Raw genomic sequence first — 23,556 nt, forward strand, 5'->3', positions numbered from 1 at the left:
TCAAATAGCGCATGGTAGAGAAAATGCTGACTTATGCTTGTAGTTTCAAGGAGGTCTGGTCTGCTCCCTCCCTGCACAACTGATCTACCAGTTTCAGCAAGCCTGGTATGCGAAAGCTGCCATGCATGGCGGCAATGCTGGCCTGGGCTGTTGCTACATCCACACCCTGGCTGGTGATGTACAGCGGTTTGATACTACCACCGCGGCAAATGCCAAAGGAGGCATCAATGGCTGAGAATGAGGATTTGGCGACGCCTATGATGGCGACCTTGCCGCCCAGGGCCTGATGCAAATGCCAGCCCAGGCCCGCCTGGCTGCTGCCATCCAGATAGACATAGCCATCAATGACGATGCAGTCTGGCTGCAGATCATGCTCTGCCAGCAACTGCAAGATACAGGGCAGTTCGCGCTTGTAGAACTCACCGGGTACATACTCAGCAACGGTGGTGATGTGGCTGATGCAGATTTTTTCTGGCTGGGCATCGTCCCAGTTGCGGAATACAACACCGGCAATGCAGGCACCAGCGACACCATTGCCACCATTGTCGCCACCATCTGCATAATGCACGTCGACTGCCAGCAATGTGGGTGCGTCAATTGTCATTTGTCGATATCCGCCACCCAGTCGCCAGACTTGCCGCCGTGTTTTTCCAGCACCCGTATATCGGTCATCACCATGCCGCGGTCAACGGCTTTGCACATATCGTAAATTGTCAGCAGGCCGACTTGCACGGCGGTAAGGGCTTCCATTTCCACGCCGGTCTTGCCTACGGTTTCTACCTGGGCTTCGCAAGTAACAGTGTTGTTACTTGCATCAATGCTAAAATCAACAGTGACACGAGTGAGTGCCAAAGGGTGGCATAGTGGGATCAGGTCGCTGGTGCGCTTGGCTGCCATGATGGCGGCGATGCGTGCTATGCCGATGACATCGCCCTTTTTTGCATTGCCTTGCTGGATAATTGCCAGCGTGGCAGGTAGCATACGGATATGGCCGCGGGCGATGGCGATGCGGTGGCTATTGTTTTTATTACCAACATCCACCATATGGGCCTGGCCACCTGCGTCGAAATGAGTCAGCTCACTGGTCAGTTCCGGTTTGCTGGCGGCGGTGGGGTTGCCGGGTTTGCTTGTTTCTGTGTTCATAATTGTGTAAAAAGCTTGTAGGACAGTATTGTGCAGGCACTCAAAACGTCCTGAATAAGTTTTGCGTACTTCCCAAAAAATAAGGAAACTATTAGTGTCCAAGTATCATAGCATTGAGTATCCCTTGCGACGCGCTTTTCGCCTGTCTGCCCTGCGTCTGGCAGTGTTGCTGGCAGTCAGTCTGGGGAGTGCCACTCTGTCAACCGGACTAGTCCAGGCGCAAAACCTGCCTACGCTGGGCGATACTTCGCGGGAAGATTTGTCACCCCTGGCTGAACGCAAGCTGGGTGAGCAAATCATGAGCGTAGTCAGGCGCGACCCTGACTTCATGGACGATGCCCCTACCAGTGAATACCTGAATCGCCTCGGCAACAAGATGCTGGAAAACCGGCAAGATGCGCGTGGTGAAACCAATTTCAATTTTGAATTTTTTGCCGTGCGCGATCCGGTGTTGAATGCCTTTGCTTTTCCTGGCGGTTTTATCGGTTTTCATTCCGGTCTGATACTGGCAGCGCAAACTGAATCCGAGCTGGCCTCGGTCATGGGACATGAGATAGGCCACGTCGCCCAGCGCCACATCGCCCGCATGCTGAGCAGCCAGAAAAATGATGCTCTCATCCCCCTGGCGGCACTGGCGCTCGCTGTGCTGGCCGCCCGCGCCAGCCCCGATGCGGCCATGGCGATTGCGACAGGTGGGCAGGGCCTGGCGATACAAAAACAATTGAACTTTGGCCGTGATGCAGAACGTGAGGCAGACCGGGTAGGCTTCCAGATCTTGCGTGAATCCGGCTTTGATACTTCCGGCATGGTGAGTTTTTTTGGGCGCCTGCAAAATGCCTCGCGCAACTATAACGATAACCTGCCGCCCTATCTGCGCAGCCATCCGCTGACCAGCGAAAGGATAGCTGACATACAATCGCGCCTGGTCGACCAGCGTTATCGCCAGCATGCCGACAGCCTGGAATTTTTACTCACCAAGGCCAGGGTCAGGGTCTTGCAGGACAGCACCGTCCAGGGCCTGATGGATGCCAGCACTTTCTTTGACAACCAGGCTAAATCCGGCAAACTGGAAGACCAGATCACCGCCAGATATGGTCAGGCCTTTGTCGCCTATAAACGCCTGGACTTTGCCACTTCCCGCAAATTGCTGGACCAGTCGCGCAAAATGCTGGAACAGTCCAGTGCCTATAAAAGCATGCTTAGTTATAGCAATATGTATGTGGACTTGTCCATCGACATCCTGATCGGCGACAAACAAACCGACGCCGCCGTCAAGGAAGCAGAAAAAGGCATGCGTGATTTGCCCCTTTCACGCGGCGTTGCCCTGCAATATGCCGAAGCCCTGCTGGCCGATAGCAAGGAAGAAAAAGCAGCCGTCTTTTTACGCGACCAGATCGTCCTGTACCGACAAGAAGCGCAACTCTATAATCTCCTGGCCAAGGTCTACGCCGCCCAGGGCAAGCAAGCCGCCCAGCACGTCGCCCTGGCCGAAGCCTACGGCATAGAAGGCAACCTGGCCGCCGCCCTGCAACAACTGGACATCGCCCGCCGCGAGAAAGATGCACAGTATTATGAATTGTCTGTCATCGATGCGCGTGAGCGTGAATGGAAAGAGAAACATAAAGAGCAACTGGCGGATGAGAAGAAGCGGCGTTGATGGATGAGACGACAATTTATCTTACTGCGAATGCTTAGACCTGATCATGAAAAAATCTTGAATCCTATGCTCAGAATATTTGTTTTTTTATGTGTCACCCTGGTCATCACCCTAAGCGCAGCGTCAGCGCAAGCTAGTAAATTATCTGCTGAGGGAGCTGCCTATAAACGCGATTTGATCAGGGTAATTGAGAAGTCCGATAAAATTGTCGTGACAGAGCACTCTGATAAATATGATTTTTTTGATAGTAAAAATTATGTATTCCTGGAGCAGGAACAGCTTGTCTATCAAACCGTAATATTGAGTCAACAAGAAAAAGCCAGTTTTAAGCGTTTTGTCAGGGCTGTTCCAGATAGAACGCAATATATGATTGCCGGGTGCATTTTTGAACCACACCACACAATCAAATTTTACAAGCAAGATGAATTGCTGAGCACTTTACAGATTTGTTTCAAGTGCGGAGCCCAGGAATGGGATGGCACCAGGCATTCGCCACCTCAAGAAATCATGCGGGGTTTCTACAAATTGATCAAGGCAATTGGTTTGCATCCTGAAGAGGGATGGTGGATGCTAGCGCAAGAAACGCTGAAAAAACATATGGCACAACCTGCCGCCGATTAATTTATCATCGCCAAGCTTGATAGCATCTTCTGCTATCATTATTGTTAACGCCACCACATCAAATAAAAACAGCATGTGAAATAAGAAAATGAAATATGGCTCGTCAAATATAGACGAGTCTCAGCCAAACCAAGGACATGATCATTGCACATGGCATACGCACTATGCGTGTTGCTGGCAATGCTTGTTCTTAGTCTCAGGGATATTCATTTTCTATTCATATGCCATCAGTTCATCCTGTCAAATCCGCAGGCGCGCTTAATACAGTTAAAGCGCCTGTCATCAAATCCATATTAATCAGCCTGTTGCGCCAGTCTGAGCATGTCATTGCCTTGCTGGGTGATGAAGTCGATGGCGTCTTGCAGCCTGCCTTGCGCCGGGTTAATCTGGCCGAGCTGGATACCAGCCTGTTTCCCCAGACAGCCAGTTTGCTTGACGATTGGCACAGCCTGCAAAATGCCCATGATCTTGCCGGTGTCTGGCCTGCATTCTGGCGCGTGTTCTGGATGACGGTGCCCGATGCTGACAATATCCAGATGCCTGTCATGCCGCAAACGACAGTGCACAAAAAACCTGTTGCCACTGCTGCCCATCCTCGTGCATTTCGCGGTACCAAATACCAGCCGCCCAAGCCCGCATTGCCAGTATTGGACTTGTGCAAGTGGCTGACAGACCAGCGTTTGCTGGATGCTTTTTTCGCGCAACATGATTTCACTGCCTTGCCCGCGCTGGATGCGCAAGGACAGATTATTCCACTGCCTGAAAGTGGCTTGATATCCAGTGCGACGCTGTTTTTTAATCACTGGAAAACGCCTGTGCAAGCCTTGCCAGTTTTACCGGATGGTTTTCGTCGCCATTTTCTTTGGTCATTGCGGGCTTGCAGTGTGGACCAGCAACTGGCATGGCTACAGATATGGCACAGGCATCACAGCATGCATGCAGATGATGTACACCGTATAGAAAACCTGGGTTTGCTGGCGCGCCTGTGTGCCTTATATCCATCGCAATGCCATGCAGCAGAATTGGCGCAAGTCTTGCCCGTCAGTCGTCAGAATATTTTCTTGCGCTTGCTTATCCAGGAAGTGCAGGGTCAATTATCTTCATCGCAGATGAGCATGGAACAACTAATACGTTTGCATGAGCTGACAGAAGTCGATGCGCGTTTTGAATATTACCTGGGCAGTATCTTGCGCAATCTGAGCAGAAAGGTAAGCGTGGAATATAGCCTGACCGGTTGCCTCTTGTTTGAAATAAGCGGAGAGACTGAGCTTGACAAGTACAGACTGGCTGCCAGACAAGATTGCCAGGATGTGCCAGTAGAAGCCATCGCCAGGTTTTGCAAAGCCACAGCCAGCAATTCATGGGTGTCCTTATGGGATATGTGTGCCAGATTAACTGGTATGGCGCAGCTATTACGCGAGACGCAATGGGAGCAATTCAGCCAGCAGGCAGCAGAAACCTGGATTTATGTTTTCTACGATTTTATTGATGAAGACAAGCAAGGGGAATTGCAGGCAAAGTGGCAGGTGTATCTGAAGCTGTTTTCGCAGTGCCACGATGTGCTGATCACTTTGCCTGCCGACAGGCAAAACAAACTGGCCAGTATGTGGAAATGTTTTGTCGATGGTTGGGACGATGTCCAGAGTCTGGCAAAAGCCGCACATGATTTTTTGCCGCTGATGCACCAATTATGTCTGCCGCCGTTTTCATCAAAAATCGATTACGGTTACAGTTTTTTGAATATCGTCGAGACCTGGCCTGAAAAAACAAGACAGGAAATCCTTGCCCTCGATAGCAGGGTCTGGCGACAATTGGAACATGCTTGCCGCCGCGAAGATAAGTCGAAGCTGCTGGCATATGGCACTCATGCCATTGCCAGTGTGACGCCTTCTTTGCTGCGAACTTCTTTTATGACGGCACCTGTGAGATTCTTTAAAACCGCTTGTCTTCTCGGTAGCTTGCACTATGAACGCCGCCAGTTGTTCATGAAAAAACAGGAAAATGCAGAGTGGTTCACTGAAGACTGGCATGCGATGTCACCGTTGGTGGCCTGCCAGCGTTTGCTGGCGCTGAGTCTGGCCACTGGCCTGGATAGCCCCTTGCCACGGCGCTTGCGCGAACACCTGGAAGGCAGGCTGGATTTATCACCCCGGCAAATAGCCAGGCATTGCAAGCTTACTTTATCGCGATTGCCCGCTATGGGTTTGCGTGCCCTGGAAGCAGCGCTCTGGCAGGAAATGGATGCTCAATTTCAGTTGCGTGATACCTCTGCCTCTGCCAGACATGCCTTGCGCTTGCTGGCTGGCATGGACGATTTTTCTGGGCGCAATCGTCGGGGCCTACGCCGGTTTTTGCACAATGCCAGGGATGGCAAGCTTTTGGATTACAGGCAGCATCCACTCAATCAAGCCTGGCATGCCAGGCACACCCGTGTGCAGCAAACTGCATGGCATGCGGGTTTGTTACGTACGGTACCAACGGCGCAAGGTGAACTGACGCTGGCCTTTGAACATGATCCCTTTGAAGTTCTCATGATGGGGAGCTATGCCGGGACTTGTCTTGGCATAGGTGGCTTGTGCGATTATTCTGTCGTCTCCTGCCTGCTCGACGCCAACAAGCAAGTCTTGTATGCGCGTAATAGCGAGGGCAGGGTAGTGGCGCGCCAATTGCTGGCGATTGACGAGGCAGATCAACTGGTGTGCTTTGCAGTTTATCCTGACAATATCTCGCAAGAAGTAAAGGCTGCATTCAAATCTTATGACCAGGAACTGGCAGCTCAGCTGGGCCTGTCACTTTATCAGGACCGGGAGGAATCCAGCTATGACATCACCACTGTCCTGGCACAAGACTGGTGGGACGATGGCCCCTGGCAGGAAGAATTATGTAGAGATGATGAACAGCAAGATTTTAATCATGTATGATGCCTGTTTGACATGATAAAAAGAATAGGCAGACAATGAACAGGATCATATCGGGTATATGTTTTAGCTTCATTTTCATCATCACGGCTTGTGCCAATACTGCATGGGCACTAGATAGTTCGACACCTGTTGCCAGCGCAACTGTCGGCGCAAACAATGCCAGTGAGGCCAGCGCCACCTGTGCCACGCCCGGAAAAAATGGCTACGACAAGGATTGCAAGCGCTATCCGGATGCCGATAAGTGGCCCACGAGCTGTGAGCAGGCAGCGACAGAAATCCTGGCCAGATTCGATGAAGCCAGCAGGAAGCGAGTCCGTGATTCAAGGTATGAAGACCTGATCCAGTTTCACATGGGCTGGGGCATGGGCATACGCAATAGCACAGGCCTGTGGCGCGGCAATGTGGCGCTGATCGATTCTTGCTCGGCACTCGACAAGGATAGCGAGCGTCATCCGGATACCATTTCGCACATCATCATTCAGCAAATCTGGAAAAAGCTGCATTGAGTTTGCTTCGGTAAGGAAGTGGGGGGAATACATCAATGCAAATGCATAAACTGAAATCTTGTCTTGCCATAGTCATGTTCGCTTGCGCCAGTATTAGCCTGTCCGCCGCAGCCGCCAGCTTTGATTGTGATAAGGCGGCAACTGCCGTAGAAAAAACCATCTGCGCAGACCCCGCTTTATCCGCCCTGGACGATCAATTGGGAGTGCAGTACAGGGAATTGTTAAAGCTGGCCAAAGACCGTGCCGCGGTGAGCAGGATGAACCATGAATGGATAGCGGCTGATTCCTATTTATATGGTAATCGCAGCAGTTGCGAAGACAAAGCTGAGGGGCGTCAGGCTTGTCTGACTGAAGTGTATGGTAAGCGTCTGAATTTACTGGCCGCCCTGAAACCACTGATGGCAAAGCCAGACCAGCCTGCAGATGAAGGCTGGCGCTTTGATTTGCACAAGGTATCAGATAAATATGACTTCAGCATACGCATGCTCAATAAGTGCGATGTAGAAGAGCCCTATGATACCGTCACATGTGAAGATGCTGGCGTGGTGTACATCAGCAAAAAAGGGCAGGCCACGCCTTTGCAGGTAATCCCCATGAATAATATTTTCCTGAGCTTGCATAAAACCCGGCCAGCGTCAGGAAGCCGGGCTGCCGTGTATGATGAGCAGGGTAGCATCACGATAGGCGACTTCAATTTTGACGGGGACGAAGATATCGCCATCCGCAATGGCAATTTTTCTTCTTACAGTGGCCCCAGTTATGATGTGTTGTTGAAGTCGCGCAGGCAGGACGGTTTTGTGTACAGTGAACCCATGACAAACCTGATACTGGGCAGTCTGGGCTTTTTTCAAATCAACAAAGAACAACAGCGTCTGATGACGGCTGAAAAAAGCGGTTGTTGCTACCATGTCTCAACAATCTACCGGCTCATCAGTGACATTCCCGTGCCCGTCAGCAGGAAAATCGATGATGGCCTGGTCGCAGGAAAATACAATTATCTGTATGAAGAGCAATGGCTCAACAACAAGTGGAAGCGGGTTAAAACCCAACGCTTAAAACGCTAACATTGGCGTTAGCATTCATCCCAAAGATAAAGGAATAGTTATGACAGAAAAAATTAAAGAACTGCCGGAAATTTTTATCGCCGTCGACGTCGAGGCAGATGGCCCCATCCCTGGCCCGTATAGCATGATCTCTTTGGGCATGGCCGTGGCGGGGCATCCTGAGTTGAGCTTCTATTCCGAGATCAAACCCATCTCGGAAGAATTTGATCCGGCTGCCCTGGCTGTGTCGGGGCTGGACAGGGATCATTTAATCCGCAATGCGCCAGATGCCGCGCAAGCCATACGCGCAGCTTATGACTGGGTGAATTCCTTGCGCAAGATAGGCAGGCCGGTATTTCTGGCCGCACCCGCAGTGTGGGATGGCATGTTTGTACACTGGTATTTCATGCGCTATGTTGGTGCCAGCCCGTTTGGCTCTACCGGTTCTGGAGTGGATTTGCGCAGTTACTGGATGGGGCTCACTGGTTGCGAATGGGTGGAAAGCCGCAAAGGCAAGATCAAGTACGCGCTTAATCTTGAAGGCTTGCCGCATACCCATCATGCTGGTGAAGATGCAATGGAACTGGCACAAGTGTTTGCTGCGGTATTGAAAAGCCGTGCAGAATTGCATCCTGCTACCTTGCCACAAGTTGATAAATTTAATCCGTAAAATCTGTTTTTATCTCAAACTGCTGCTTGGCAGTTGTACCTTGATTTGCATGTGAAATCCATGATCAGACTTTTGTTCTGCTTTATTTTCACTGGCCTGCTTGCAGGTTGCAGCCTCATGCAGCAGCCTGCACCTACGCCCATCGTTTTATTTCGTGCATCCATTGATGATATTCGCGAAGGCCCGCCTTATCCTGCACCAACGCAGCCCAATGTCATGGACATTAACAGTTATTTTTTTGTTGATTATGATTTACATGAGACCCTGATTGGCCATCTCAAACTCCAGCGCGGCACTGCCTTCACTGTCGCCTGGCATATGCCTATGAGTGATCGCGAACCGCCTTTGCAGTTCTATATTCTTGCCCGCCAGGATAATGAAGGCAAGCTGCGCACCATACTCTGGAAGCAGGTCCACTCTGGGTTTTGTTTGCCACAGGATATCGCTGTAAAAATAGGGATAGAAAAAGAGATGCGAGCGCTCTATCAAATCGGCGAGCCCGCCTGCAAGAATCTTGCGGAACTGGGTTATGAATTGAAGGAAAAGAAGTAGCACTGGTAGCTACGATAAACGTTAATGGCGTGACCTGTGAAGAATAAAACTGGATAAGCTAGGGCCTATCAATCCCTGGTCCTGGGTTTTGCCTGTAATGTGCTAGCTGCTCCTCGTACCAAGGAAACTGGATGGCGTGATGATATGTTTTGCGGTTCTTGGTACCAAATAACGATTCAGGTTTTTGAATGTTGAGGACACTCATGACGAGAGAGGCAGCGTCATATTCATGATATTTTTCCACCATCTGTTTGCCGATATCTTCTAAAGAGTAATCGCTATCAGCGAGAGTCCGGATTGCATTGAAAATCTCTAATTGCCTATCAACCCAGTTCGTGAACAGGTCTAGCATGTAAACATCGGGCTCCGAGATACCATGTTCGATAGAAAACCAGGCAATTTTTCCCGTTTTCTCTCCACTCGTAATGAGGCAAACTTCGTGACCGCAGCCTTCAAATAAGATGGGCATGAGGCCACTCAGATCTTCTCGATCTAAGCTCAGGCTTTCATCGAGTGGATCTTCATCATCTCTTTTTCTGAGCGCCATGAGTGCCTCGGCGCCGGGATATGGCTTTGCCGCTTCATAGTCATAAAGAGCCTCGATTTTTTGAAGCCCATAATACGGACCAGCACCACCATTGCCAACTGTTAAATAAAATTGCCTTAGCTGCTCAGGTAAAGTGAGATTCAGTTTTTTTTCTACGTGCTCAAGTAAAGCGGGCGTCACCAGATCGCCAAATTGATATCGATGTTCGTCCGCGGCAAATGCTTGACACTGTTTGTCCATGTGACGCAATGCGATGAGCTTTTCCTTGAAATCTTGCCACATACTTTTTCTAGTTTGTCGTTTGTCGAGGTTTTGCCACAAAGCCAAATTCCCGCATCAATTGCCCTTCTTCACAGCGTTGCACGTCCAGACACAGGCAATTCATGCCGGGTGGGCGCAAGTGTAATTCGCCCGGTGTGCTGGCATCTTCCAGCCACTGCAATAAGGCTTCATCGCTGACGGCTTGCTGGTCCAGCGTCAGCCAGGGCAGGCAGAGTGCCAGGTCGCGGTCATCGAGTTGGGCCAGGGTGGTGCCGCTGCTAAGTTGCAGCCTGCCTTGCGGATCGAGAAAGGCTAGTTCTGGTGTGAAAGCCTGTTCGCCATGTTGCAGGGCAAAGCACCCATCTGCCGTGGTGTTGGCGATATAGGGCGTGGCTGTTAGGTCGACGTAGACGCGTTGCGGGCCATTCTGGAAATACCAGCAACCTTCTTCATTGCACAGGTAATTGCGGGTGATGAAAGCCAGCAGGGTAGGGTGGCGGATGATGTTGCCGGGCAGGTCCAGGGCCTGGCTGCGCTCGTCGCGCATGCGCCAGTTGCCACGCGCATCAAGTGCCAGCCAGCCATAGCAATGCGGCACATTGGGCCACTTGGCCATGGCTGCCTTGACGATTTCATCCATCAGCTATTCGCCTCAAAAAAATTCAACATCTTTTGTGGTAACCAGTTCAAATGACCCGGCACGCTGCCTGCCGCAAAGCCAACATGTCCACCATGATCAGGGTATTCCAGCGTCACGCATTTGGCCGCATGAGTAGGCAAATGCTGGCCCGGCAGGAAGGGGTCATTTTTTGCATTCAGCACCAGGGTGGGTACGGTAATATCCCCCAGTATATGCTTGGCACTGGCCCTGTGCCAGTAATCATCGGTATCAAGATAACCATGCAGGGGTGCGGTGACGACATTGTCGAACTCGTACAAGTCCTTGGCTTCCAGCATGGCGGTTTTATTGAACAGGCCAGGGAATTGCTCCAGTTTTTTCAGGCACTTGGGTTTCAGGGTCTTTAAAAACATGCGGGTATAGATCATGTTGAAACCGCTGGACAGCGAAGCGCCACCCTGTGCCAGATCAAGTGGGGCAGATACTGCACAGGCAGCATTGACGATGTCGGCATGGTGTTGTGATTCGCCCAGCCAGCGCAGCAGGGCATTGCCACCGAGTGAGACGCCTGCAGCATAAAACTTGCCACCATCATGACGGTGATGGAATTGCTGGTACAGGCGTTCTATGATCCAGCCTATTTCGTGTGAATCGCCAGAATGATAAAAACGTGGTGCCTGGTTCAGCTCACCTGAGCATCCACGAAAATGCGGTATCGCACCTGACCAGCCACGTTCACGCAAGGCGGCCATCATGGCGCGTGCATAGTGGCTGTCGCTGGAGCCTTCGAGGCCATGGAAAAGCACAACCATGGGTTTGCCTGGTTCACCGTCAAGAAAGTCGATATCGATGAAATCATTGTCCGGCGTGGTCCAGCGTTCGCGCCGCAGGGGCGTGACTGGTTTGCTGATGAACAGTGCCGGGTAGATCGTTTGCAGATGGCCACCGGGTAACCAGCGAGGTGAGAGGTATTTCATTGACGCTTCATTAATGCAGGATGCTGGCCTTGAACATATCCAGCGGTGGTTTGCCAGACGCAACCGAGGCGTGGTGCATGGTGATGCGCCAGCCGCGTGGGGTCTTGACATACACATTGGTGGCCAGGATATGTACATCCTGGCTGCTGTCGCTGGGGCGCTGGAATTCTTCGACTATGCTGTGTACTGCTGTCAGCATATTGTGGGTGGCATGTAGTTGCAAAGGACGTATCTGCACGCTGCCACGCTCGAAAATCGCTTCCCAGGAACTGCGGATGGCCGCATGGCCTATCAGCCTGGCCGCACCTGGGTGTATGCAGACTATCTCTTCATCTTCAGCCCACAGGGCCATCATGCCATCAAGGTCGGCACGGCTTAGTGCATCATAAAAGGCCGCTTCGACGTCGTCGGCACTGCCATTCAACTGTTTTTTAGCGGCCATGATGGAGGAGGTGGATTAGTGGGCTTTGAGTACTACGCCTGCTGCCAGCTTGTATTGCGTGCCGCAGTAAGAACAGGTGGCCGTGCCGCCATGAGACAAATCGAGGTAAACCCGTGGGTGGGATGACCACAAAGGCATGGCCGGGTTAGGGCAGTGCGCAGGCAAATCCTTGGCTTGCAGTTCGACGATGTTATTGGTGGTGGCTGTGCTGGCTGTGGTGGACATGGAAACTCCGTAAATAAAAGTGGCGCTGGAAGCTTGCTCGCCATGCTGGCGACGCTGGATTACTTCCAAATAAGCATTGCTAACAGGATTTTAACGGATTCTGGGGTGGCTGGGCTGTTTTCGGGGTTTGCTGGCTTTGCTTCAAGGGTAAATGGGTTCATGTCGTATTTATCAATCTGCTCACAAAATCAGCACCGCAGGCAAGCTTTTTGTTTCCAAGTTACAATGATGCACTTTCCCGCTCTATCTACACTCTCATGTCATTTGAATCAGACAAGGCCGCATTCAAGGAAGGTTTGAGAGTAGGCGCACCCACCTGGTTTGGTGTTGGCGCCTGGGGACTGGTGGTTGGCATCGCCATGATCAAGGTGGGCCTGACACTGCCGCAAGCCCTGGGTATGACCCTGTTTGTCTTCGCCGGATCAGCCCAGCTCGCCTCATTACCCCTGATCGCCGCGCATGCCCCGGTCTGGGTGATTTTTGCTACCGCCCTGGTGGTGAACCTGCGTTTCCTGATTTTTTCTGCCATTCTTGCTCCCCATTTTTCACACCTGCCGTGGCGTACCCGTGCCTGGCTGGGTTTTTTGACGGGCGATATTTCTGTTGGCCTGTTCATGCAGCGTTATCCTGAATTTGCCGAAGAAAAAGGCAAGCTGGCCTATCTTAAGGCCCTGGTCTTCCCCAACTGGGCTGCATGGCAAATTGGTTCCATCATTGGTATTTTGCTGGGCAGCCAGGTGCCCACCAGCTGGGGCCTGGGCTTTGCCGGCACCCTGGCCATTTTGTGCATCATGCTGCCGCTCATCATCAACCGTGCCGCTTTTGCCGGTGTTGTCGTATCTGGTATCTGCGCTTTGTTGACGGTCAATTTTCCCTATAAGCTGGGCCTGTTGCTGGCCGTCTTGCTGGGCATGGGCACGGCCATGATGCTGGAAGAATACCTGGACGGTAAAAAAGAACCGGCCACCGACAAAAACAAAGAGGAGCAGTCATGAGCGATTGGGAAATCTGGCTCGTCATCGCCCTGCTGACCCTCGCCACCTTCATCGCCCGCAGCGGCTTCTGGCTGGTCGGCCATCACATCAGCCTGCCCAAGCGCGTGCAGGAAGCCTTGCGCTACGCCCCCGCCTGTGCGCTGGCTGCGATTATTGTGCCTGATCTGTTGTTGACCAATGGGCAAGTCGAAGTGGGTTTGCAAAACCCGCGTCTGCTGGCGGGTTTGCTGGCGACGGCTTTCTTTTTGGTGCGCAAGAATATGCTGCAGACCATATTTTTTGGGATGGCGGTGTTTACTTATATTCGGTTGGGGTTGTGATCTGGGGGCAGAGTCTTGCCTTGCGCAAGACCTTGCGCTCCAGCGTGTTTTTGGCTGGAATCCAGAGGTGTTTGTGACAAACTATTGCGTGAGTTAATTTCTGATCTTCAGTGTTTGAGTATTCGGATTTTCAAATACCTGCATACGTCATTTAAGATTGCAGGCCGGTGGTAGACCGGCGGCTACTCACTTTTCTTGTCTCGCCAAGAAAAGTAAGCCAAAGAAGGCGACCGAGGCGTCGCTGCCCCCTAAAGGGGGTTCCCTTTGCTGCAAGTCAAAAAATGGGAAATGCCCGAAACTCGCTACGCTCAGACACGGGCATTTCTAATCCATTTTCTGCCTTGCATCAAAGGCATCGACACATCGGAACGGCAAAAATCAACAACAACCCCCAAAGTCAAAAGCAACGTCAATACAACCGGGATTCATATTGCATTAAATGTAGTTGATCAACGAGATGCGGGGTTGCTGTTGCTGTTGCCGTTGCTTTTGACTTTTGCAGTTCCCATGTGTAGCCGCCGTTTGTGCGGTACAGAAAATGGATTAGAAATGCCCGTGTTTGAGCGTAGCGAGTTTCGGGCATTTCCCATTTTTTGTACTGCACAAACGGGAACCCCGCAGGGGCGGCTATGCCTGGGTCGCCTTCTTTGGCTTACTTTTCTTGGCGAGACAAGAAAAGTGAGTAGCTGTCGGGCTACCCCCGACCTGCAATCGTAGATTGCGTGTGCAGGTATCAAGAAAACAGGTAGGCAATCACGACGAAACTGAAATTAACTCAGGCAATAGTTAGTCACGAACGCCTCTGGATTCCAGCTAACCCCATGCTGGAGCGCCAGCCCGGTGGAATGACGTAGTCATGAGGGCGGTTGTGCTGGAGTGCGACAGCTTTGGCTGTGGACATTCGTTTGATGTATACAAATCAACAAAAGCATTTGGCATGCCAAATTAACAAAAATCATACAAAAGCACGAACGTACTGATTCCCCATCAAACCCCATCCACCCCCAATCAAACCCACCCGCCATCCCCAGACCGAAGTAATTCCATCAAATAAATGCCAATTTATTATTAAATTTCACATTAAACGCGCAAAAGCCGCGCAAAACCGTATGGTCTGCAAGCGGGCTTTGGTAAAATAGCGGGCTGAGAACTTATGCAGTAAATATGCAGTAAATTTACTGGCGGAATTCATTGCCCGGCTCTCGCAGGCAATGCGCCACCCTTCAACCTTGCCAACTCCATATCACGATGCAATTCAACCGACTCAGTGACCTGATCGCAGCAAACCAGCTCCAGGGCAAACGTGTTTTCATCCGCGCCGATTTGAACGTTCCTCAGGACGATGACGGCAATATTACCGAAGATACCCGTATCCGCGCCTCGGTGCCAGCGATACAGCAGGCTTTGCAGGCAGGTGCAGCCGTGATGGTGACTTCGCATCTGGGGCGCCCGACTGAGGGTGAATTCAAGGCAGAAGATACTCTGGCACCAGTTGCCAAACGTTTGTCTGAATTGCTGGGTGTGAATGTAGAACTGAAGCAAAACTGGGTGGATGGCGTAGCTGTAGCGCCAGGCCAGGTAGTCTTGCTGGAAAACTGCCGCGTCAACAAGGGCGAAAAGAAAAACGACGATGCGCTGGCGCAAAAGATGGCTGCCCTGTGCGATGTGTATGTCAATGACGCCTTTGGTACTGCCCACCGTGCAGAAGCAACTACCCACGGCATCGCCAAGTTTGCCCCTGTTGCCTGCGCTGGCCCATTGCTGTCAGCTGAGCTGGATGCCCTGGGCAAGGCGCTGGGTCAACCGGCGCGCCCACTGGTGGCGATTGTTGCTGGTTCCAAGGTATCGAGCAAACTGACTATTTTGAAATCACTGGCAGACAAGGTTGATAACCTCATCGTCGGTGGCGGTATTGCCAACACATTCATGCTGGCATCTGGCCTGAAGATAGGCAAATCCCTGGCAGAGGCAGACCTGGTGGAAGAAGCCAAGGCCATTATCGACATGATGGCCAAGCGCGGTGCATCTGTGCCTATTCCGACTGACGTGGTGTGCGCCAAAGAATTCTCGCCAACTGCAGTGGCAACCGTCAAGGCAGTGGCAGATGTGCAGGATGACGACATGATCCTCGACATCGGCCCGACCACAGCAGCACTGCTGGCAGAACAAATCAAAAAATCTGGCACGATAGTCTGGAACGGCCCGGTAGGCGTATTTGAATTTGACCAGTTCGGCAACGGCACCAAAGTGCTGGCGCAGGCGATTGCAGATTCAGCAGGCTTCTCGATTGCTGGCGGTGGCGACACTTTGGCCGCAATTGCCAAGTACAACATCGCTGACAAGGTAGGCTACATCTCCACAGGCGGCGGCGCATTCCTGGAATTTTTGGAAGGCAAAACCCTGCCAGCAGTAGAAATTTTGTTGCAACGCGCGGTTAAATAAATTGATTCAAAATCAAGACCAAAACCCCTAACCACAGAGACACCGAGACACAGAGACAGCACAGAGAAAACCTTGAGAGATGATGACGGTCTGCATAGACCTGGCATTACTTGCTTTTCTCTGTGACCCTCAGTGCCCCCTCTGTGTCTCTGTGGTGAGATTTTCGGTCTTAATAAGTTTTTCAGGTTTTATGTAATCAACATATAAAAAAATTTTCAGGAGACCAGATGTCACGTGCCACCAAGATTGTTGCCACCATAGGCCCCGCTTCCAATGACATGGCTACGCTCAAGCGCATGATCCATGCCGGGGTGAATGTGGTGAGGCTGAATTTCTCGCATGGCAAGGCGCAGGATCATATAGACCGGGCAGCTATGGTGCGCCAGGCAGCAACAGAGTGTGGTCGCGAAATCGCCATCATGGCGGATTTGCAGGGCCCTAAAATCCGTATCGGCAAGTTTGAAAATTCCCGCATCAACCTGGAAAACGGTGACAAGTTCATCCTCGATGCAGACTGCACCATGGGTACGCAAGAACGCGTTGGCCTTGATTACAAAGCCCTGCCACGTGATGTCAAAAATGGCGATCTGCTCTTGCTCAATGACGGTCTCATCGTGCTCGTCGTTGAAAAAGTCGTTGGCAATGAAATCCATACCGTCACCAAGATTGGTGGCGAGCTGTCCAACAACAAGGGCATCAACCGCCAGGGCGGTGGCCTGACAGCACCGGCACTGACTGGCAAGGACATGGAAGACATCAAGACCGCCATGTCTTTCCAGGCCGATTATGTGGCCGTGTCTTTCCCAAAAAATGCGACTGACATGGAAATGGCAAGGCAACTCTCGAACATCGCGGGTGAACCTTACAACCACAAACCCATGATGATCGCCAAGATAGAGCGTGCAGAAGCGATACCGCTGCTGCAAGAGATACTCGATGCATCAGACGGCATCATGGTCGCCCGTGGTGACCTGGCTGTAGAAGTTGGCAATGCTGCTGTGCCAGCCCTGCAAAAACGCATGATCAAGATGGCGCGTGCTTCCAACAAGGTGGCTATTACTGCCACCCAGATGATGGAATCCATGATCGTCAATGCCGTGCCTACCCGTGCTGAAGTGTCAGACGTGGCCAATGCTGTCTTGGATGGCACTGATGCCGTCATGACCTCGGCAGAAACCGCATCCGGCAAATACCCTGTAGAAACCGTGGAGGCGATGTCGCTGATTTGCCTGGAAGCTGAAAAATTCCAGGAAAACAAGCTTGATGCCGACTTCCTCAACATGACCTTTACCCGTATCGACCAGTCCATCGCCTACGGCGCGCTGTTCACTGCCCACCATCTGGGTGTGAAAGCCATCGTGGCCCTGACCGAATCGGGTTCTACTGCCTTGTGGATGAGCCGCCACAGCGTCGACGTGCCACTGTTTGCACTGACACCAAGCGTGGCCACCCAGCGCAAGGCAGCGCTGTACCGCAATGTCCAGACCTTCAACCTGCCTTACTCTGATGACAGAGAAGCGGTGTTGAAGTCTGCCGAAACCGTCTTGCTGGAAAACGACATCGTCACCAAGGGTGACATGATCGTCGTCACCTGGGGGGAACCCATGGGGCAGGTCGGCGGCACCAATGCAATGAAAATTGTCAGGGTAGGTGAGAACCAAGCGTAGCAGGGACAAAGATTTTTTTATAAAGCAATCTGGAGTTAATTATGCCACTCGTATCCATGCGTCAATTGCTGGACCACGCCGCCGAAAACGGCTACGGTCTGCCAGCTTTCAACGTCAACAACCTGGAGCAGGTCACTGCCATCATGCAGGCCGCCGATGAAGTTGGCGCACCTGTCATCATGCAAGCTTCTGCCGGTGCCCGCAAATATGCTGGCGAAGCATTCTTGCGTCACCTGATCGAAGCTGCGGTGGAAGCTTACCCGCACATCCCCGTCGTCATGCACCAGGACCACGGCCAGTCGCCAGCAGTCTGCATGGCTGCGATCAAATCCGGTTTCACCTCGGTGATGATGGACGGTTCGCTGGAAGAAGACGGCAAGAGCGTCGCCAGCTATGAATACAATGTTGAAGTATCGCGTGAAGTGGTCAAGTTTGCCCACTCCATCGGCGTCACGGTAGAAGCTGAACTGGGCGTGCTCGGTTCTCTCGAAACCATGATGGGCGACAAGGAAGACGGCCACGGTGCTGACGGCAAAATGACGCGCGAACAATTGCTGACCGACGTGCAGCAAGCTGCCGACTTCGTCAAACAGACACAGTGCGATGCCCTGGCAATTGCCATCGGTACTTCCCACGGTGCTTACAAGTTCTCCCGCAAGCCTACCGGCGACATTCTGGCAATCGACCGCATCAAGGAAATCCACCAGCGCATTCCTAACACCCATCTGGTGATGCATGGTTCCTCTTCCGTACCGCAAGAACTGCTGGATGAAATCCGTCAGTTCGGTGGCGACATGAAAGAAACCTATGGTGTACCGGTTGAAGAAATCGTCATCGGTATCCAGAACGGCGTGCGCAAGATCAACATCGACACCGACATCCGCCTGGCAATGACAGGCGCGATCCGTCGCTACATGTTTGAAAACCCATCCAAGTTTGATCCACGTGATTACCTGAAACCAGCGCGTGAAGCTGCGAAACTGGTGTGCAAGGCACGTTACTTGTCGTTTGGTTGCGAAGGCCAGGCTGGCAAGATCAAGCCTATGGCATTGGAAAAAGTGGCAGAGCAGTACAAGAAAGGCGCTTTGGCGCAGATCGTAAATTAAGAAATAAGTTTGGTTCCTCATTCCGGTGTGAGCCGGAGTGAGGGGAGTTCAGGGTTTAGACAAAATTGGTGGTTGGAAGAATATAGATTGGGGTGTTCGTAGGTTGGGCTACGCTTCATCAGCCCAACACTCGGCGTTTAAATAAGGTATACGTTTGTTGAGGCCCAGTGTTGGGCTGGTAAACCGTAGCCCAACCTACAAGGTGGCAACCCACCAACAATTTTGTGTAAACCCTATCCAGATCGAAATAAAGAAATCCCTCATGACTACGCAAATCAATTCCACTCTTCATTCCCTGCCTTTGCTGGGCCGTGGCAAGGTACGTGACAATTACGCTGTCGGCGACGACAAGCTGCTCATCGTCACCAGTGACCGCCTGTCCGCATTCGATGTCATCATGAATGAACCCATCCCTGACAAAGGCCGCGTGCTGAACCAGATGGCGAATTTCTGGTTTGAAAAGCTGGGCCACATCGTGCCTAACCACCTGACAGGTGTCGCACCAGAATCTGTGGTGTCAGCAGATGAAGTCGCGCAAGTCAAAGGCCGTGCCGTTGTCGCCAAACGCCTGAAACCCATCATGGTAGAAGCCGTGGTACGTGGCTACATCATCGGTTCAGGCTGGAAAGATTATCAAGAGACTGGCGCAATCTGCGGCATACAATTGCCAGCAGGCCTGCCGCAGGCAGCCAAGTTGCCAGCACCTATCTTCACGCCGGCTGCCAAGGCAGAAATGGGCGAGCATGATGAAAACATCAGCTATGCAGAAACCGAGCAACGCATAGGCGCAGAACTGGCCGCCAAAATCCGCGACATCAGCATACAACTGTATACCGAAGCCGCAGAATACGCGGCCACCCGCGGCATCATCATCGCCGACACCAAGTTTGAATTTGGCCTTGATGACAATGGCGTGCTGCATTTGATGGATGAAGTGCTGACTGCCGATTCTTCCCGCTTCTGGCCTGCAGATTCTTATGCTACCGGCATTTCGCCACCGTCTTTTGACAAGCAGTTCGTGCGTGATTATCTGGAAACCATCACCAGTTGGAAAAAGACCGCACCAGCGCCAGCCCTGCCGGATGAAGTCGTACAAAAAACTGCCGCCAAATATCGCGAAGCGCTGGAACGCCTGACTGGCGAAAGCCTGAAGGACTGATGATGACTACAGATAAAATTCTTGTCGGCGTCGTCATGGGTTCATCCTCAGACTGGGACGTCATGCAAAACGCCGTCGCCATCCTCAAGGAATTTGGCATAGGCTTTGAAGCCAAAGTCGTCTCGGCCCACCGCATGCCCGATGAAATGTTTACCTACGCAGAAACCGCCCGTGAACGCGGCTTGCGCGCCATCATCGCCGGTGCTGGTGGTGCTGCCCACCTGCCAGGCATGATTGCTGCCAAAACCATCGTGCCGGTACTGGGTGTGCCCGTGCCATCCAAATACCTGCGTGGCGAAGATTCATTGCTGTCCATCGTGCAAATGCCAAAAGGCATACCGGTGTCTACTTTTGCAATAGGCGAGGCAGGCGCAGCAAACGCCGCCCTGGCCGCGATTGCGATATTGGCGACGACCGATGATGCACTGGCCGCAAGGTTGATCGAGTTCCGCGAAAAGCAAACGCAAGTTGCGCGCGATATGGTGTTGCCGGTTTGAGTGTAAATGATCGTAGGTTGGATTAAATCGTAGGTTGGGCTACGCCTTATCAGCCCAACACTCGGCGTTTGAATCACGTATACGTTTGTTGAGGCCCAGTGTTGGGCTGGTGAAGCGTAGCCCAACCTACGGCCCGGCCCAACCTACGATCACAGCCCAATCAAAAAGCACAAACAAATTCGCCTGAATATCCGTATCCCATTTGATTTGTACTATTGTGTACAAACGATCCCTAGTTTGAAATCACTACCATGACCACTCATCCAAAGCCCGCACAGCCCCGCCAGCCACTGTTACCCAACACTCCCGCCAGTTGCCTTGGCATCATGGGCGGTGGCCAACTGGGTCGCATGTTTGCCCAGGCGGCACAAGCCATGGGTTACCAGGTCGCCGTGCTGGAACCAGAAGCAGGTTGCCCGGCTGCCCAGGTGGCAGACCAGCATATCCAGGCTGGCTATGAAAACCATCCTGGCCTGATGGCGCTGGCCAAGGTCAGCAAGGCAGTGACCACAGAATTTGAAAACGTCCCGGCAGAAAGTTTAAAGCTGCTGGCGCAAACCAGTTTTGTTGCCCCAGCGGCTGCCTGTGTCTCCATCGCTCAGGATCGCCTGGCTGAAAAACACTTCTTCACCCGCTGCGGTGCGACTACGCATGTCTACCCAGCGCCGCACTGGGGTATCACCAGCCAGGACGACGTTGCCAAAGTCAGCGATGATCTTTTGCCAGGTATTTTGAAAACCGTGCGCATGGGTTATGACGGCAAAGGCCAGGTACGCGTGCGTGACCGTGCTGAACTCGCCACTGCCTTCGCTGGTATGAACGGCCAGGTTTGCGTGCTGGAAAAAATGCTGCCGCTGGCTTATGAAGTGTCCGTCCTCGTTGCCCGTGGCGTCGATGGTGAAGCAGTCGTTTACCCCATTGCAGAAAACGTTCACCGTGATGGCATCCTGTTCACCACCATCGCCCCCAGCATCCATGTGACCGATGCAGTCGCCAGCAAGGCCCAGGCCGCGGCCCTGCACATCATTGCCGAGATGGGTTATGTCGGTGTGCTGTGCATAGAATTCTTTGTCCTCAAGGATGGCAGCCTGGTCGTCAATGAAATGGCGCCACGCCCGCACAATAGCGGCCACTACACGATCGATGCCTGCATCACCAGCCAGTTCCAGCAACAGGTCAGGGCACTCGCACAATTGCCGCTGGGCGATGTGCGCCAGCATTCTGCTGCAGCCATGCTCAATCTGCTGGGCGATGTCTGGTATGAAGGCAATACCGACACCATGCGCGAACCCGCCTGGGACCAGGTCTTGGCCATCCCCGGTGCCCACCTGCATCTGTACGGCAAGGTAGAAGCACGCCGCGCCCGCAAGATGGGCCACATCACCTTCGTCGCCATGACCATGCCAGCAGCCCAGGCCAACCTCAGCAAGGCTTGCGCCATCCTTGGCATCGCAGCACCGGAGTGGGCATGAAGTCGCAAGCCAGTACACCTGAGGCAATCGCACAAGCAGCACATGCACTGGAAAGCGGCCAGCTGGTCGCCTTCCCGACTGAGACCGTGTATGGCCTGGGTGCGGATGCAGAAAACCCCACAGCCGTCGCCAACATCTACGCCGCCAAGGGCAGGCCCTCCAATCACCCTGTGATTGTTCACGTCGCCCCCGGTGCCGACATCAGCTACTGGGCCAAGGACATACCGGCAGAAGCGCATCAGCTCATTGCTGCCTTCTGGCCCGGCCCACTGACGCTGATCTTGAAACGTGCTGACCATATCCCCGATGCCGTCTCAGGCGGGCAAGATACCGTCGGCATACGCTGCCCATCGCACCCCGTAGCACAAGAACTCTTGCGCGCCTTCAAGGCAGGCAAGGGCGGTGTCGCTGCACCATCGGCCAATAAATTCGGCCACGTCAGCCCCACTATGACAGCCCACGTAGAAGAAGAATTCGAGCAAGAGATACAGCCCGGTGGCCTCATCGCCAGCATACTTGATGGCGGCCAGAGCGATGTCGGCATAGAATCAACAATAGTTGACCTCAGCCGCCTCGCCACCCACGGCCCTGTACTGCTACGCCCCGGCCACATCACGGTAGCACAAATGGCCGCCGTGCTGGGCACCACGCCAGCAGCCCCGGACGCCGCCGCCCCACGCGCATCCGGCACCCTGGACGCCCACTACGCACCGCATACGCCCGTGATTCTGGTAGAAGCCGCAGAGCTCGACGACACCGTCAACCGCCTGCATGCCAAAAACAAAAAGCTCGCCCTCATGAGCTACCAAGCTCACCCCGCCATCCACGCCGAAGCCTGGCGCCACCTGCCCGCCGACCCGGTAGGCTATGCCCACGACCTCTACGCAGGCCTGCGCGAACTCGATCATGCCAACGCAGATTTGATTTTGGTAGAAGCTTTGCCGCAAGACAAAGACTGGCAAGGCGTAAACGACCGTTTGCGCCGTGCGGCGTTTGATTCAAGGGATGTGTTGCAAGGGATGTTGGGATAGGGCGCGCCACTTTACTTTGACAGACTTGCATCTCATTCCAACATGATTAAACGGCCAAAGTGCGAAAGTAAACGATGGAACTTGAAGAAGCGCTACGATTGAGAAAGTGGATGCCCTTATCCAAGATTGGGGAAAACGCGGAAGCAATTTCCGGAGGTTTTTTTAGTCTGGGGGCAAACCTTTATGCCAGCACTCGAGCATATAATAAAAATCTGGAAAGAGATGACCAACTGGCACCCTCCATTACAGGCGTATATTGGGCTGCATCTGTAGCAGCCATTAAATGGGCATATCTGGATAGTGATTTGCCAGCGACCTCAGATACTTCTCTGGCTACTCCCCCGCAAGAGCTGCTGCTGGGAACTTCTGGCACCTATTCTGAATTGCTGGATCAGATTCCTAAAAGTGGGAATAGGATTTTTGAACGGGCCGAATATTCAAAGAAAGGTTTATTTTTATTTAAAGAGCTTAACATCGATGGTTTTAAGTACCTATTCTTTGAAAATAAAAATAAGCCAAAAGAGCGAGTCTCAATCATTGGTTTTTCCTTGCAAACTGAATAGATGCTGGAAAGTGATGCATCCCTACAGCGAAGTGTAGATATGGTCCAACCAGTAGCGCCGATCTATTCGCATTTTCCACAAGCCGACACTACGTGCTGATTAACTGAACCAGTAAAATGT

The 23,556-nt window shown here is 52.5% G+C and carries 25 protein-coding genes; 18 read left to right on the forward strand and 7 right to left on the reverse strand.

Annotated features, from left to right (window positions below; all coding sequences use genetic code 11):
• Window positions 1–31 precede the first annotated feature (31 nt).
• Both DFR42_RS19570 and moaC read right to left on the reverse strand, forming a co-directional pair.
• The gene (locus DFR42_RS19570; RefSeq protein WP_110256722.1) at window positions 32–604 is read right to left on the reverse strand and encodes an endonuclease V; all 573 of its coding nucleotides are present in this window, start codon (window positions 602–604) and stop codon (window positions 32–34) included.
• Window positions 601–1,143 carry a cyclic pyranopterin monophosphate synthase MoaC gene (gene moaC / locus DFR42_RS19575; protein WP_110256723.1) on the reverse strand — a complete coding sequence of 181 codons (543 nt, stop codon included), beginning with the start codon at window positions 1,141–1,143 and terminating at the stop codon, window positions 601–603. Before moaC ends, DFR42_RS19570 begins: the two co-directional genes overlap by 4 nt.
• Window positions 1,144–1,237: 94 nt before the next feature.
• Between moaC and DFR42_RS19580 the strand changes: the two genes are divergently transcribed.
• The 7 genes from DFR42_RS19580 (at window position 1,238) to DFR42_RS19610 (ending at window position 9,113) form a co-directional block, all read left to right on the forward strand.
• Window positions 1,238–2,800 carry a beta-barrel assembly-enhancing protease gene (locus DFR42_RS19580; protein WP_245937021.1) on the forward strand — a complete coding sequence of 521 codons (1,563 nt, stop codon included), beginning with the start codon at window positions 1,238–1,240 and terminating at the stop codon, window positions 2,798–2,800.
• 57 nt (window positions 2,801–2,857) lie between these two features.
• Complete coding sequence (locus DFR42_RS19585; RefSeq protein ID WP_146218904.1) at window positions 2,858–3,421, forward strand: hypothetical protein; 564 nt, start codon at window positions 2,858–2,860, stop codon at window positions 3,419–3,421.
• Between the two features lie 221 nt (window positions 3,422–3,642).
• Entirely contained in the window at window positions 3,643–6,342 is a 2,700-nt protein-coding gene (locus tag DFR42_RS19590; protein WP_110256725.1) for a hypothetical protein, read from the forward strand.
• 35 nt (window positions 6,343–6,377) lie between these two features.
• Window positions 6,378–6,848 (forward strand): DUF6794 domain-containing protein, encoded by a 471-nt coding sequence (locus DFR42_RS19595; protein WP_110256726.1) that lies wholly within the window; start codon window positions 6,378–6,380, stop codon window positions 6,846–6,848.
• A 35-nt stretch (window positions 6,849–6,883) separates the two neighbouring features.
• Window positions 6,884–7,912, forward strand: coding sequence for a lysozyme inhibitor LprI family protein (locus tag DFR42_RS19600; RefSeq protein WP_110256727.1), 1,029 nt, complete (start codon window positions 6,884–6,886; stop codon window positions 7,910–7,912).
• Window positions 7,913–7,952: 40 nt separating this feature from the next.
• Window positions 7,953–8,561, forward strand: a complete 609-nt coding sequence (locus DFR42_RS19605) for a 3'-5' exonuclease (protein WP_110256728.1) — start codon at window positions 7,953–7,955, stop codon at window positions 8,559–8,561.
• A 60-nt stretch (window positions 8,562–8,621) separates the two neighbouring features.
• The gene (locus DFR42_RS19610) at window positions 8,622–9,113 is read left to right on the forward strand and encodes a hypothetical protein (RefSeq protein WP_110256729.1); all 492 of its coding nucleotides are present in this window, start codon (window positions 8,622–8,624) and stop codon (window positions 9,111–9,113) included.
• Between the two features lie 58 nt (window positions 9,114–9,171).
• Here the strand turns inward: DFR42_RS19610 and DFR42_RS19615 are convergent, their stop codons facing one another.
• The 5 genes from DFR42_RS19615 to DFR42_RS19635 are packed head-to-tail and all read right to left on the reverse strand — an operon-like array spanning window position 9,172 to window position 12,184.
• Window positions 9,172–9,942 (reverse strand): SMI1/KNR4 family protein, encoded by a 771-nt coding sequence (locus DFR42_RS19615; protein ID WP_110256730.1) that lies wholly within the window; start codon window positions 9,940–9,942, stop codon window positions 9,172–9,174.
• Window positions 9,943–9,949: 7 nt separating this feature from the next.
• On the reverse strand, window positions 9,950–10,561 hold the full coding sequence (locus DFR42_RS19620) for a DUF2946 family protein (RefSeq protein ID WP_110256731.1): 612 nt from the start codon (window positions 10,559–10,561) through the stop codon (window positions 9,950–9,952).
• Window positions 10,561–11,517 carry a YheT family hydrolase gene (locus DFR42_RS19625; protein WP_110256732.1) on the reverse strand — a complete coding sequence of 319 codons (957 nt, stop codon included), beginning with the start codon at window positions 11,515–11,517 and terminating at the stop codon, window positions 10,561–10,563. The genes DFR42_RS19620 and DFR42_RS19625 overlap by 1 nt, the downstream gene beginning before the upstream one ends.
• 10 nt (window positions 11,518–11,527) lie before the next feature.
• Entirely contained in the window at window positions 11,528–11,959 is a 432-nt protein-coding gene (locus DFR42_RS19630) for a YybH family protein (RefSeq protein WP_110256733.1), read from the reverse strand.
• A gap of 15 nt (window positions 11,960–11,974) precedes the next feature.
• Window positions 11,975–12,184 (reverse strand): zinc-finger domain-containing protein, encoded by a 210-nt coding sequence (locus DFR42_RS19635; RefSeq protein WP_110256905.1) that lies wholly within the window; start codon window positions 12,182–12,184, stop codon window positions 11,975–11,977.
• A gap of 257 nt (window positions 12,185–12,441) precedes the next feature.
• Here DFR42_RS19635 and DFR42_RS19640 point away from each other — a divergent pair, with 257 nt between their 5' ends.
• The 11 genes from DFR42_RS19640 (at window position 12,442) to DFR42_RS19685 (ending at window position 23,436) form a co-directional block, all read left to right on the forward strand.
• Window positions 12,442–13,179, forward strand: coding sequence for an AzlC family ABC transporter permease (locus DFR42_RS19640; RefSeq protein ID WP_110256734.1), 738 nt, complete (start codon window positions 12,442–12,444; stop codon window positions 13,177–13,179).
• On the forward strand, window positions 13,176–13,499 hold the full coding sequence (locus tag DFR42_RS19645; RefSeq protein WP_110256735.1) for an AzlD domain-containing protein: 324 nt from the start codon (window positions 13,176–13,178) through the stop codon (window positions 13,497–13,499). Before DFR42_RS19640 ends, DFR42_RS19645 begins: the two co-directional genes overlap by 4 nt.
• Window positions 13,500–13,763: 264 nt before the next feature.
• On the forward strand, window positions 13,764–14,216 hold the full coding sequence (locus tag DFR42_RS29020; protein ID WP_146218906.1) for a hypothetical protein: 453 nt from the start codon (window positions 13,764–13,766) through the stop codon (window positions 14,214–14,216).
• A 531-nt stretch (window positions 14,217–14,747) separates the two neighbouring features.
• On the forward strand, window positions 14,748–15,941 hold the full coding sequence (locus DFR42_RS19650; RefSeq protein ID WP_110256736.1) for a phosphoglycerate kinase: 1,194 nt from the start codon (window positions 14,748–14,750) through the stop codon (window positions 15,939–15,941).
• A gap of 227 nt (window positions 15,942–16,168) precedes the next feature.
• Window positions 16,169–17,608, forward strand: coding sequence for a pyruvate kinase (gene pyk, locus DFR42_RS19655; RefSeq protein ID WP_110256737.1), 1,440 nt, complete (start codon window positions 16,169–16,171; stop codon window positions 17,606–17,608).
• 41 nt (window positions 17,609–17,649) lie between these two features.
• Complete coding sequence (gene fba / locus DFR42_RS19660) at window positions 17,650–18,714, forward strand: class II fructose-bisphosphate aldolase (protein WP_110256738.1); 1,065 nt, start codon at window positions 17,650–17,652, stop codon at window positions 18,712–18,714.
• A 262-nt stretch (window positions 18,715–18,976) separates the two neighbouring features.
• Window positions 18,977–19,873 carry a phosphoribosylaminoimidazolesuccinocarboxamide synthase gene (locus tag DFR42_RS19665; RefSeq protein ID WP_110256739.1) on the forward strand — a complete coding sequence of 299 codons (897 nt, stop codon included), beginning with the start codon at window positions 18,977–18,979 and terminating at the stop codon, window positions 19,871–19,873.
• On the forward strand, window positions 19,873–20,370 hold the full coding sequence (purE, locus tag DFR42_RS19670; protein ID WP_110256740.1) for a 5-(carboxyamino)imidazole ribonucleotide mutase: 498 nt from the start codon (window positions 19,873–19,875) through the stop codon (window positions 20,368–20,370). The genes DFR42_RS19665 and purE overlap by 1 nt, the downstream gene beginning before the upstream one ends.
• Before the next feature lie 251 nt (window positions 20,371–20,621).
• Complete coding sequence (locus DFR42_RS19675; RefSeq protein ID WP_110256741.1) at window positions 20,622–21,842, forward strand: 5-(carboxyamino)imidazole ribonucleotide synthase; 1,221 nt, start codon at window positions 20,622–20,624, stop codon at window positions 21,840–21,842.
• Window positions 21,839–22,873 (forward strand): L-threonylcarbamoyladenylate synthase, encoded by a 1,035-nt coding sequence (locus DFR42_RS19680; RefSeq protein ID WP_110256742.1) that lies wholly within the window; start codon window positions 21,839–21,841, stop codon window positions 22,871–22,873. The genes DFR42_RS19675 and DFR42_RS19680 overlap by 4 nt, the downstream gene beginning before the upstream one ends.
• A gap of 74 nt (window positions 22,874–22,947) precedes the next feature.
• A complete protein-coding gene (locus DFR42_RS19685) occupies window positions 22,948–23,436 on the forward strand; it encodes a hypothetical protein (RefSeq protein WP_146218907.1) in 489 nt (162 codons plus the stop codon).
• Window positions 23,437–23,556 lie beyond the last annotated feature (120 nt).

It is taken from the genome of Undibacterium pigrum, assembly GCF_003201815.1.
GTDB lineage: Bacteria > Pseudomonadota > Gammaproteobacteria > Burkholderiales > Burkholderiaceae_D > Undibacterium > Undibacterium pigrum.